This is a genomic window from Acinetobacter ursingii DSM 16037 = CIP 107286 (genome assembly GCF_000368825.1).
GTDB lineage: Bacteria > Pseudomonadota > Gammaproteobacteria > Pseudomonadales > Moraxellaceae > Acinetobacter > Acinetobacter ursingii.
In genome coordinates this window covers 123,285-135,196 of sequence record NZ_KB849716.1, presented here as the reverse complement: position 1 = coordinate 135,196, position 11,912 = coordinate 123,285, and the positions used below count along the sequence as shown (strand labels likewise).

Annotated in this window: 14 protein-coding genes; 7 read left to right on the top strand and 7 right to left on the bottom strand. The window is 37.5% G+C overall.

The genetic code is table 11. The annotated features are described in order from the left end of the window. Window positions 1-5 precede the first annotated feature (5 nt). Entirely contained in the window at window positions 6-767 is a 762-nt protein-coding gene (gene modA / locus F944_RS05340) for a molybdate ABC transporter substrate-binding protein (RefSeq protein WP_004987836.1), read from the top strand. A 94-nt stretch (window positions 768-861) separates the two neighbouring features. Beyond that, the gene (locus tag F944_RS05335; RefSeq protein WP_004987835.1) at window positions 862-1,347 is read left to right on the top strand and encodes a winged helix-turn-helix transcriptional regulator; all 486 of its coding nucleotides are present in this window, start codon (window positions 862-864) and stop codon (window positions 1,345-1,347) included. Window positions 1,348-1,358: 11 nt separating this feature from the next. On the opposite strand, the gene F944_RS05330 is transcribed toward F944_RS05335, so the two are convergent. Beyond that, window positions 1,359-2,738 carry an aminotransferase-like domain-containing protein gene (locus F944_RS05330; RefSeq protein ID WP_004987833.1) on the bottom strand — a complete coding sequence of 460 codons (1,380 nt, stop codon included), beginning with the start codon at window positions 2,736-2,738 and terminating at the stop codon, window positions 1,359-1,361. Between the two features lie 137 nt (window positions 2,739-2,875). Between F944_RS05330 and F944_RS05325 the strand changes: the two genes are divergently transcribed. Continuing rightward, window positions 2,876-3,757, top strand: a complete 882-nt coding sequence (locus F944_RS05325) for a DMT family transporter (RefSeq protein ID WP_004987830.1) — start codon at window positions 2,876-2,878, stop codon at window positions 3,755-3,757. A gap of 14 nt (window positions 3,758-3,771) precedes the next feature. Here F944_RS05325 and F944_RS05320 read toward each other — a convergent pair whose 3' ends face one another. From F944_RS05320 to tusD, 4 genes are read right to left on the bottom strand one after another with little or no spacing between them, the layout of a single operon-like run. Further along, window positions 3,772-4,083, bottom strand: coding sequence for a TusE/DsrC/DsvC family sulfur relay protein (locus F944_RS05320; RefSeq protein ID WP_004987826.1), 312 nt, complete (start codon window positions 4,081-4,083; stop codon window positions 3,772-3,774). Between the two features lie 23 nt (window positions 4,084-4,106). Continuing rightward, window positions 4,107-4,388 carry a hypothetical protein gene (locus F944_RS05315; RefSeq protein ID WP_004987823.1) on the bottom strand — a complete coding sequence of 94 codons (282 nt, stop codon included), beginning with the start codon at window positions 4,386-4,388 and terminating at the stop codon, window positions 4,107-4,109. A gap of 12 nt (window positions 4,389-4,400) precedes the next feature. Further along, window positions 4,401-4,751: a hypothetical protein gene (locus tag F944_RS05310; protein WP_004987822.1), complete on the bottom strand. Its 351-nt coding sequence runs from the start codon at window positions 4,749-4,751 to the stop codon at window positions 4,401-4,403. Between the two features lie 45 nt (window positions 4,752-4,796). After that, window positions 4,797-5,165 (bottom strand): sulfurtransferase complex subunit TusD, encoded by a 369-nt coding sequence (gene tusD, locus F944_RS05305; RefSeq protein WP_004987820.1) that lies wholly within the window; start codon window positions 5,163-5,165, stop codon window positions 4,797-4,799. A gap of 73 nt (window positions 5,166-5,238) precedes the next feature. On the opposite strand from tusD, the gene galE reads away from it, so the two are divergent. The 4 genes from galE to F944_RS05285 all read left to right on the top strand — a co-directional run bounded on the left by galE (window position 5,239) and on the right by F944_RS05285 (window position 9,082). Further along, on the top strand, window positions 5,239-6,246 hold the full coding sequence (gene galE, locus F944_RS05300) for a UDP-glucose 4-epimerase GalE (protein WP_004987818.1): 1,008 nt from the start codon (window positions 5,239-5,241) through the stop codon (window positions 6,244-6,246). 117 nt (window positions 6,247-6,363) lie between these two features. Further along, complete coding sequence (fumC, locus tag F944_RS05295; RefSeq protein ID WP_004987817.1) at window positions 6,364-7,758, top strand: class II fumarate hydratase; 1,395 nt, start codon at window positions 6,364-6,366, stop codon at window positions 7,756-7,758. 88 nt (window positions 7,759-7,846) lie between these two features. Beyond that, window positions 7,847-8,338: a hypothetical protein gene (locus F944_RS05290; protein ID WP_004987815.1), complete on the top strand. Its 492-nt coding sequence runs from the start codon at window positions 7,847-7,849 to the stop codon at window positions 8,336-8,338. Window positions 8,339-8,479: 141 nt separating this feature from the next. Next, on the top strand, window positions 8,480-9,082 hold the full coding sequence (locus F944_RS05285; protein ID WP_004987813.1) for a nitroreductase family protein: 603 nt from the start codon (window positions 8,480-8,482) through the stop codon (window positions 9,080-9,082). A 55-nt stretch (window positions 9,083-9,137) separates the two neighbouring features. On the opposite strand, the gene F944_RS05280 is transcribed toward F944_RS05285, so the two are convergent. Continuing rightward, window positions 9,138-10,802 (bottom strand): phosphoethanolamine transferase, encoded by a 1,665-nt coding sequence (locus tag F944_RS05280; protein WP_004987811.1) that lies wholly within the window; start codon window positions 10,800-10,802, stop codon window positions 9,138-9,140. A gap of 129 nt (window positions 10,803-10,931) precedes the next feature. Beyond that, window positions 10,932-11,861 (bottom strand): LysR family transcriptional regulator, encoded by a 930-nt coding sequence (locus tag F944_RS05275; protein ID WP_004987808.1) that lies wholly within the window; start codon window positions 11,859-11,861, stop codon window positions 10,932-10,934. Window positions 11,862-11,912 lie beyond the last annotated feature (51 nt).

The window sequence follows — 11,912 nt, the reverse complement described above, 5'->3', positions numbered from 1 at the left end:
TAATCATGTTAAAACAATTGGGTCTATTTTGCTGCTTATGCACCACGGCCTCTTTCACTTTGGCAGGTGAAGTAAACGTGTACGCAGCGCCAAGTTTAGCAAATGCACTTACTGATATTATAAAACTATATCAACAGCAATATCCTGACAGTAAAGTGACTCCCGTATTTGCAGATCCATTGACAATGGCAAAACAAATGCAACAAGCAAGTCGTGCTGATCTTTATATATCGACAGATAAAAATAGCGTGCAGGCTTTAAATCAAAACAAGCTGGTGACTAAAAAGCGTGCCAAATACTTGATGAGTGATCAATTAGTTGCGATCACTTCTGTCAATATGGATATCCCATTTGGTCAGTCTAAACAGTTTAATTTTGCTCAAGTATTCAAAGGAAATTTGTGTACGGCTCAACTAGATACGAGTGCTTTGGGACTTTATACCAGACAAAGTTTGACTTATTTAGGTTGGTTTTCAAATTTACAGCAACGGATTAGTCAGAATACGAACAATACAAGCCTTTTAAATGCCGTTCAAAATGGAAAATGCGAGGTTGGCATTACTTTTCAGACAGATGCTCTAACCAGCAAAAAAGTAAAAATGATAGGGATTTTCCCTGCAAAATCACATGATCCCATTGATTACTATATAACTTTGACGACGCAGGGTGAAAAAAATAAAACCGCAACACAGTTTGAGCGCTTTATTTTTACCAGTCCCAAAGTAAGAGCATTATTGCTCAACTACGGTTTTAGCAACAAAAAATAGTCTGGTGAATTGATCGAACATATGATCATGACTAGCTATTTTTATGTAATGAGTCGTATGATTAAGGACAAGCTAAATATATTGGGGAGCAGTAATGAAATGGGATGATATTGGTGAACAGCCATGTTCAATCGCTCGAACATTATCCATTATGGGTGATCGTTGGACGATGCTTATTTTGCGTAACTGCTTTTTAGGGACTCGCCGTTTTGATGATTTTCAGTCACATTTAGGGGTGACTCGACATGTATTATCAGAACGCTTAAAGCGTTTAGTTGAACACGATATATTAGTTAAAACTCCTTATGTTGATCGTCAGGAACGTTTTGAATATCGGTTGACTGAAAAAGGAATGGAGCTTTATCCTGTTCTTTTGTCTATGGCAAATTGGGCCGATAAATGGATGGATGATGGAGCAGGCGCGCCGATGTTATATCATCATAAAAATTGCGGGAAAATCTTTAAACCTATTTTGACATGTTCAGAATGTGGCGAAGAAATTCAAGCTAAACAAGTTTTGGCTAAACCAAGTCCATTATATGTTGATTACCTACGACAAGCCCAAAAGAAGAAGGCTTAACATCAGACTGGTTAAGAGCGGGCATTGTTCATCGCTTTTTCTAAAATAGCAAATATATCTGGGTGCATGCACTGTGCAACATTAAATCTTAAAAATTGCTGGAATCGATCTGATTGACTAAATGAATTTCCTAAAGCCAGTATCACACCATTTTCATTGCAATCATCAGCCATTTTTTTTATATCAACATCAGCAGGTAATTCACACCAGAGAAAAATACCTGCTTTAGGTATGACCCATGGCTTTATTTCTAGTTTCTCAAGCATTTCGATGGTGATTCGCATGGATTCTGATAACTTAATTTTAAGTTGTTCCATATGCTTACGATAACCACCATCTGTTAACGCTTTATATAAAATTTGTGCTGAGAAATGACTATGACTGAAACTGGTCGCAACTTTTAAATCAACTAAATGATCAATCCATTCCGCTTTTGCCACTATATAGCCACAACGTACTGAAGCTGATAACGTTTTAGAAAAACTGCCAATATAGATACTGTGTTTAAGACCATCTAAAGCACTAAACCGTGGAGAATGCGCTGTTTCAAAATCCGAAAATATATCATCTTCAATCACAATCATATTGGCTTGTTCAATTAAAGAAACCAGTTGATGTGCTGTCGGTTGAGATAGGGTGGCGCCAGTTGGGTTGTGAATACCCGAGTTAGTGATATAAAGGCGCGGATGATGTTGCTCAATCGCCTGCTTAAAGGCTTCTATATCAGGGCCTTGAGGTGTATAGGGAATACCAATAATTTTAACCTGATGGACTTTGAGTAAAGCCCGAAAATTAAAATAACATGGGTCATCAACCAATACCACATCATCTGGCTTTAATAAAAATCGACAAATCAAATCGATCGAATATGAACCAGAGTCGGTTAATAAAACTTGATCAGGTGTAACTTCAATACCTTTGCTATATAAGCGCCTTGCCAATAATTCACGTAATCCTAATAGACCTAAAGGTGAGGAATAATTTACAAGCTCATAGATTGGGCTTTTAGATGCATCCCGAATGGCTTTGCGTAAACTTTCATGGGGCATCCAGTCGTCAGGTAACCAACCACATCCCAATTTTATCAAGTTAGGTGGAGCTTCCAGTAGCCTACGCGAGATCCATATCGGATCCAGATTTTTTTCTCGAACAGGTTCAATATTTGAAAGAATAAGCGGTTCAAGTGGCGCAGAGACATAAAAACCAGCACCCGCCCGAGATTCAATAATGCCCATGGATGCCATACGTTCATAAGCTGCAACAATTGTTGATACTGAATAATGAAGCTGTTTGGCTAAAGCTCTGACTGATGGTAAACGCATACCGGGTGTCAAGCGCCGACTTTTTAATTGCGTATCAATGTAATCAATTACCTGTTCAATTTTGGTCATGGCTTATCACACGTTCACATTTGGGCTGTACTGGAATTTTATCCAATACAGTTACTTAAAATTGTATTGTATTGTCTCTATGCAAAAACATAACACAGAATTATAAATACAGTCATGAAAATAAGAGTAATTGGGATATGAATCCGCAAGTTTTGGCTTGGTGCAGTGGTTTAATTGGCGTTATTATTTTTTCTGGCTCATTGCCTGCGACCCGTATTGCTGTTATGGATATGAATCCGTGGTTCTTAACAGGCAGTCGCGCTGTAATTGCGGGTGTGATTGCTGTCATTTTATTAAAATATCTCAAGGTCAACCGACCCGATCGACAGGATCGTATCGGACTCGTCTATGTGGCTTTAGGTGTGGTGATTGGTTTTCCATTGTTCACTGCACTGGCCTTACAATATATCAATGCATCTTACTCAATCGTTTTTGTGGGATTATTGCCTTTAAGTACCGCAATTTTTGCTGTGATTCGCGGTGGTGAAAAACCTAAAGCTATTTTTTGGGTTTTTTCATTATTGGGAAGTACATTGGTACTCCTTTATATCTTTTTGCAAGCTACGCCAAACTCTGAACATCACTCTAACCAGTTGCTTGGTATTTTATTTATGTTTGTAGCAATTATTCTCTGTGGATTAGGGTATGCAGAGGGAGCAAAATTATCTCGAAAAATAGGCGGTTGGCAGGTGATCTGTTGGGCTTTGGCGATTGCTTTACCCATTATGCTCATCATTATGATTTTGAGTTATTCAACCGAAACCCTTAATCATCTTTCTTTTTCAGCACTGTTTGCATTACTTTATGTATCTCTATTTAGTATGCTCATTGGATTTTTCTTTTGGTATTATGGTTTGGCTCATGGTGGCATTGCAACCGTGGGTCAATTACAACTGTTACAACCTTTATTTGGGCTAGGTTTGGCGGCATTGTTATTACATGAATCTGTCAGTTGGATCATGCTTATCATTACGCTTGGCATCATTGTTTGTGTGGCATTTGCCAAAAAGTTTGCCTGAACGGAGCTAGCAAGTTATAAACAATTTGCAGGTTTAGGTATGCCAGCCAAGCGACTTAGATGGCGGGCAACCAAACCTGTATGAAATCGTTGTTGCAGCATGGCATTATCAATTTCAGGGCCAACCGTTTTCATTAAGTATTTAATCAAAGGACGAGTGGCAGGGGAATGCCCAAACTGTTGATAAAACTGGCGTACAGCGTGTAAAACCTGAAAATGCCAATCTGTTAATTCTAAATCCAAAGAGCTCGCGAGTTGTTGGGCAACTTGATTATTCCAAATGGTATAATCGAGCAGATGTCCATCTTGATCAAGTTCTAACTGCATAAAATAGCCTAAGCAAAAATCAATTATTTAAGAGAAATACAACGTTGAAACTGTAAAACTAAATCCGCAAATTGCGCATAGTCTAATACAGTCAAATTGGAAACTAAATCAGGATTTAACAATACTTGTTCAGTCTCTAGGCAATAACATGAAGAAAAATGTTCTATATCTGTTTGATTTAAAATGGCAACAGATTCACCTAAAAAAACAACATGGTCATGTGGACTGTATATCTGCTTAAGTTTGGCTAAAATACTGTGTGTTGCAGTGGCAGAAGATTGAATTAAATAAAGTGTATGATCCATGACAGCATTTCCTTACCAATACAAAACATAGTTAAAAGATTGAATAAACTCTGCATTAAATTCAATAAATTCAATGTCCTGTTGGCTTTGCCTAACAAAGGGATGATTCTGCAATCTGGACTCAATCAAAATGGGGCTTAGATCATAAAATTCAAAACTTTCAACTATATTGGAAGCGGGTTTAAAAACATGTTTGAGTTGATCAAATACGACATTTGAATTTAACAGACTTAAAGCAGCATCTTGTAAAAGTACTTTTACTGGGCTGCCAAATGTCGCTAAAACCATCGTCGCCGATAGGCTTTCATTAATCTGTAAAGCACCTAAGTTTGCCTGTGTTAAAATCACGAGTACAGTTTTCACACAATATACCTTTTAAAAGCAACACTCTAACAATACAAAACGTGTTTAAAATTGAACAATACGTGCAGATGATTGTAAGGCATCAGCAAGTTCACCAAGTCCAACCAATTCAAAACCCTGTGCGAGGTTGGAGTTTGATAATTGATGCCGTTTCGCATTTTCTTGATCTGTAATCCCGCGGTTCAGTGCGGCGCTTACACAAACGGGCAAACGAATCGATAGTTTTTGCCATTCATGGGTTAAATGGCGTTGATCATCGGGAAACCATTGCAAACTGTTTGCAACTTGCACAGCATCTTGATAAAAGAAAACATGAAGTGTTTCACCTTTTGTGTGGAGTGCTTGAGCTAATTCAAAAGCATGCCATGCATGAATAGATGTAGGAGCAGAAGTAATTAACAGTAATGTACTCATTGAAATTTCACTTTGGTCATGAGTCTGGTCAGGAATTGAGTCATACACATCGTAATAAGTAGGTAAGTATACAATGATTTTGGTGACAGGTGGTTTAGGCTTTCTCGGTTCACATATTGCTTTGAGTCTGATGGCACAAGGTCAAGAGGTTATTTTAGTCGATAATCTGGCCAATGCATCCTTACAAACATTAGAACGGCTGGAATATATTTCAGGAATGTATGTTCCCTTTGTAAAAGTGGATGTACGAAATACACCTGCACTAAATAAAGTATTTGAGCAATATTCGATAGATGCTGTGATTCATACTGCGGGTTTTAAATCTTTGGAAGAGTCCAGATTGAAACCGCTTGAATATTATAATGATAATGTTAGTTGTATTATGAGTTTGCTGCGTTCGATGCAACGTACAGGTGTACGTAGATTTGTTCATCTTTCAAGTGCCGCAGTCTACGGCAAAAGTGGAACAGCATTAACTGAAGATGAATTCTTTAATTTCAGTTACGATAATCCTTATATCAAGTCGCAGCAAATGATTGAGGAAATCATTCGGGACACCATCAAGACGGATAATGAATGGAAAGTTGCCATACTCCGTCTAAGCAATGTGGTTGGTGCATTTGAACATGGGGTTCTGGGTGAAAATGTAGCACCATTACCGAAGAATATTGTGCCTTTGGCATTGCAAGTGGCTGCCATGCAGCGAGATTCTTTGGAACTATATAAAAATGTCGAGACACAGGACAAAACGGTAGAGCGAAGTTTTATTCATGTACTGGATGTTTGTGAAGCAGTATTTGCAAGTTTATATTGGTTAAATCATCAGGATCATTGTTGTGAAAGTTTCAATATTGGTCATAAACATCTGACTTCAATTGAAGCTTTAATTAAGGTGATCAGTGAAGTCACCCATGCTCCGATCGAAACGCATGACGCTTCATATACTTATGATGAACTTGCACAGTTAGGTGTTGATATTTCAAAAGCAGAAAAAACACTCAACTGGAAACCAAAACGCAATTTAGAAAAGATGATCGAAGATGAATGGCGGTTTTATCAAAATACATTAAAAGGTCAATAAGAAAATGATTCTTATTTACAAAAATGCGAAGGTTGATTAGTATCTTGCCACTAGCCAAGCAATGTAAACGTAATTGCTCCAGCCCGTATTGTCTTAAACAACATGAAAGAGGTTTTTATGCAAACTCGAATTGAACATGACACCATGGGTGACGTTGAAGTCCCAAATGATGCACTTTGGGGTGCCCAGACGCAACGTAGTTTGCAAAACTTTAAAATTGGTCAGGAACGATTACCACGCGCGATGATTCGTGCAATGGGCTTAGTCAAAAAAGCAGCTGCGATTACCAATGCAGAATTAGGACAACTTCCTCAAGATTTGAGTCAATATATTGTGGGCGCTGCTGAAGAGGTGATTGCAGGGCAGTGGGATTCTCAATTTCCCTTAGTGGTTTGGCAGACAGGTTCTGGTACGCAAAGTAATATGAACTGTAATGAAGTGATCGCCAATATTGCCAATCAAAAATTGGGAAATGCACTGGGTTCTCAGTCACCTGTCCATCCGAATGATCATGTCAATCGTGCGCAATCGACCAATGATTCATTTCCAACAGCAATTCATGTGGCAGCTTCTCTGCAAATCAATGAACTATTGATTCCAGCAGTAAAAAGTTTAAGAGAGACACTCCAAAAGAAATCAGATGAATTTGCTGATATCGTAAAAATTGGTCGTACTCACTTACAGGATGCGACGCCTCTGACTTTGGGGCAGGAATTTAGTGGTTATGTTTCTCAGTTGGATCATGGCTTAAAACGACTACAGCAGGCGCTTGAAGGTTTATATGAATTACCACTCGGTGGTACAGCTGTAGGTACAGGCTTAAATGCGCATCCTGATTATGCGGTTAAAGCTGCTGCGCAATTAGCGAATTTGACTGGTCTCCCGTTTGTGACTGCTCCGAATAAGTTTGAAGCTCTGGCGGGTCGTGATGCTGCTGTATTTGCATCGGGTGCATTAAAAACTCTGGCTGCAAGCTTAAATAAAATTGCTAACGATATTCGCTGGTTAGCCAGTGGCCCGCGTTGTGGTTTTGGTGAAATTCGCATTCCTGAAAATGAGCCTGGTTCAAGTATCATGCCGGGTAAGGTCAATCCTACTCAAAGTGAAGCCATGACCATGGTGGTGGCGCAAGTATTAGGTAACGATACCACCATCAATGTCGCAGGTGCATCAGGTAACTTTGAACTGAATGTGTTTATGCCTGTGATTGCATTTAACTTATTACAGTCGATTCAGCTATTGGGCGATGCATGTAATAGTTTCAATGAGCATTGCGCAGTTGGCATTGAGCCAAATAAAGAAAAAATTGATTATTTCTTACACAACTCTTTGATGCTCGTGACCGCTTTAAACCCTGTCATTGGTTATGAAAATTCTGCAAAAGTGGCTAAAACTGCTTATAAGGAAAATAAAACTCTGAAACAGGTTGCTGTAGAGCTAGGCTTAGTGACTGCGGAGCAGTTTGACGATGTCGTGAAACCTGAACAAATGGTATTTCCTAACGCGAAATAAGTTGAAATAAACACATCAGCAGTTTGTATCTGATCTCGATGTGCGTACAATATATGCCTCTTGATATTAACTGCTGATGAAATTTACTATGATCGATGTCTATTTAACAGATGTTCAAAAACATATTCAATTTAATGACTATCCAAGTGAACAACCTGTTAAATTCCTCATTAATCTCAAAAAAATCTTTCCAAGTACCGCAGAGTTATTGTTACCTGTTTTACCTGAAGATAATAATCTGGAAGATGTCACATGGGAATCGACTTCGACAGACTTCGAAACTTTTAAAAAGTTGTTGGAAGCTTGGGGTATTATCGAGCTACGTTTAAATGCTATTACTGCATTTAAAGATAAAGAATTTGCCAATCAACTGGTTAAAAAAGCACAGATTAGACGTAAACAAGTCTCTATAAAACAAGCCCAGCTTTCACTGGTTGATCTTGATTACATTTTTATTCATGAGGTACATAGTTTGCTGGATGCAGAACTGATTGAAATCGGTGAAAGCTTTTATTTACCTACATTGCGCCAACTTTGGAAAAATGAAGTTTCTGAACAGGTTTTATTTAGTAAATTTTAATTATTATTAATAAATCAAAGCATTATTGAATTTTTTCTAATGAAATAATACGACGAAATGGTACAAAAAGTGCTATAAAGAAAGTGAAACACGGTTTTCACTTTCTTAAAATTTTGTTGTATCTCATCAGGAAAATATACAATGTCAAATACTTTTCTTCCTTTATTGCAAAATCGTCGTACGATTTACGCGATTGGTAAAAATCTCTCTCAAACACCAGAACAACTGACTGATTTAATTCAGGAAGCAATTCGTCAAAGCCCATCATCTTTTAATTCCCAATCATCGCGTGCCGTTATTTTGTTGAATGATGAACATGAAAAATTTTGGAATTTTGTCAAAGAAAAATTACGTGAATATGCAACTGATGATGCAGCCGCAGCTAAAACTGATGCAAAAATGGATAGCTTTGCTGCGGGCGTTGGCACAGTTTTATTTTTTGAGGATCAAGACGTAATCAAAGGCTTACAAGAGCAGTTTGCATTGTATGCAGATAATTTTCCAGTTTGGTCTGAACATTCAACGGCAATGGCACAACTCGCAGTGTGGACTGCTTTGGCTGCTGAGAATGTTGGGGCTTCTTTGCAGCACTACAATCCGATAGTAGATGATAAAGTACATGCGGAATGGGAAGTTCCAAGCAGTTGGAAACTTCGCGCTCAATTGGTATTTGGTTCGATCGAAGCGCCAGCAGGTGAAAAATCATATATTGATGATGCAGCACGTTTCAAAGTATTTAAATAAAAACTTTTAGTGAACCGAATTTAGAATTATCTAAATTCGGTTCATAATTTATAAGTTAGTCCTGAAAGACCTGACACTGATCCAGCATATTAAATTTAAAATCCATTACACTGGTTTTGATATCCAGTAATGACAGAAGGGTTGGGAACAAATTATCCTGACTTAAGTTATGATTTTTCTGAGACTTTAGGCATTCAACCTGATTATTTTGTGTAGATTTCCAATCATTTGAAAACCACATCAACATTGGAATATGTGTTTGCTGTGATGGCGCAAGCGCGTAAACCGTACCATGCAGATAAATCCCATTTTCACCAGTCGATTCCCCATGATCGGATAAATACCAGAGCGCTGTCTGATAATGTTTGTTTTTATCAAGACTTTGAATCATTTTACTTAAAATATGGTCAGTATAAACGATGGTATTATCGTAACTATTGATGAGCATCTGGCGATCACAAGTTTGAATGGCACTGGTTTTACAAGTCGGCTGAAATGGAGAAAACTCAGGCGTGGTACGGTTATAATAAGCAGGGCCATGACTACCACGCTGATGCAACACGATCAACTGTGGGGTTCTATCCTGATGTGGGATGGATGCCAAGTAGCGTTGTAAGCTTATGAGTAAGACATCATCCAGACAAAAACCATCACCGCGACAATATTGCTTCTTGAGTTTTTTACTAATTTTAATGTTATTAACTCGATCACAAGCACCTTTACAACCAGAATCATTATCAATCCAAGTGACTTTATAGCCTGCACGTTGCGCGATATCGAGTAAACCTTCACGATGAACCGCTAGATTTGCATCATATTGTTCTTTAGTCATGCCTGAAAACATGCAGGGGACGGACACTGCTGTAGCTGTACCACAGGAAGTTACCTGACTAAAATTAAGTAGATTTTCTATTTGTGCTAATTGGGGAGTGGTATTACGCGTATAACCATTGAGTGAAAAACTTTCTGCACGTGCGGCTTCACCGACCACTAAAACCATTAATTTGGGTTTTAACGTTTCAGTTTGCGATACAATGATTTTTGCATCTTCACCAAATCTAACCAAAGGTAAGTTTTTTTTATGTAAATGATGAAAATATTTATAACTTGAAGTCAAAATATTATCAGGGGAAATTAACTGGCGAATATCTTTATGTTGCCGAAAAATATTAGTAAAATTTAAATAGTTACTTAATACTAAAACCAATAATATGATAAAAGAAACAATAACATAAGATGATTTTTGAATTAGATTCTTTTTTAAAGAAGGGTATTCAATAGGTATCAAACAAACGACTAAAATCGGTAAAATAACCATTCCTATACTCCAGAGCGAGAAAGGAAGGGTCATCAGTTGTTTGGTTTCAGCCAAATCTGTCTGCATGACATTTTGAATTTGTTCAGGAGAGATATAAGCTCCTAATTCATTACTAAAATAAGCACTGAGTCCACCTAATAAAATCAACACAATAGCAATGGGTTTTGCTGTCCATTTCCAGCCAAAAAACTGAAGATAAAGGTTGTAATAAGCGCTCAAACAGACGGCTACGATGCCTAGCCACACAAAAGCAAACCAGCTAGTAAAGCCTGAGAAAGAATGAACCTGTTGGTAAAAACGAAAATTTAAAGCGAGTGCCAACCATAAGGCTATGATTAAATTAAAGCAGGCAAGTGAGATTTTGGGGAGAGACGCTTTAATTCGGTGAGGAAAATGCAACATAAATCAGCACCAAATGTGAATCATGCAATTTAGGAAATACATCTTAAAATTAACTTAAATTAACTCGATCAAAATGGATATAGCACCATAAATAGCGTTCAAATTAAAACGAGATAACATTAAAATAGCCTAAGCAAATAAATTGCTAATTTCTTGTTTTAAAAACTGATATCTTAAATTTTCCTCCAAATCATAATTAAAAAACATTCCAATATTTATCAGTGGAAAATGAAAAGGCAATCCATGAATATTCAAATTTTTTGCATAAAACAAATGCTCCAAAAGCGTCTTAGGCAAGGTCAACATAGCCAATGGATTTTGCTCAAGAATTTGTAAAGCCGTGGAATAATGCTGGCAACGTAAAAAGATGTGTCTCGAAATATTATTTTGGCTCAAATAGACATCTTCAAGTAATACACCCGTACGTCTCGACGAAACCCCGATATGCAGCGCAGACTGATACGATTGTTTAGTCACTTCAAGTTGTTGGGTACAAATCACATAACGGTCTGTGACTAAGCGCTGAAACCCAATGTGTTGCGCAAGATTATTTTCAAGGTCAATTACAAAATCTAGTTGTTGGGTCGAAAGATCATTTTGTATGGTTTTTCGATTCAGTTTAATACTACTGAACTGGATGTCTGGAGCAATACGCTGAAAATGATCAATTAATTTGGGAAAAATTAAGGGTTCAATTTCGTCATGAATTGCTATTTTAAGAGTCTTGATGAGACTTGGGTCAAAATTTTGTTTTTGTTGACTAATACTTTGAATTGAAAGTAACGCAGCCTTAATAACAGGGTAAACCCGCTCAGCAAAAGGTGTCGGTAGCATTTTATTGCCATGACGCACAAAAATTTCATCGTTTAATTGTAATCTCAAACGTTGTAATGCATGGCTTGCCGCTGATTGGCTAACAGATAGACTCGATGCCGCATGAGAAATACTTTTTTGTTCAAAAATTGCAACAAACAGTGGATATAAATTGATATCAATGCGATGAAATAACCCAAGATCTAAAAAAGAATTGCGAGGATTAGAGTTATGAATGGGATTCATAGTTTGATATTCAATAAAATCATTTCATGCATAATAAATTTGAGCGTATGT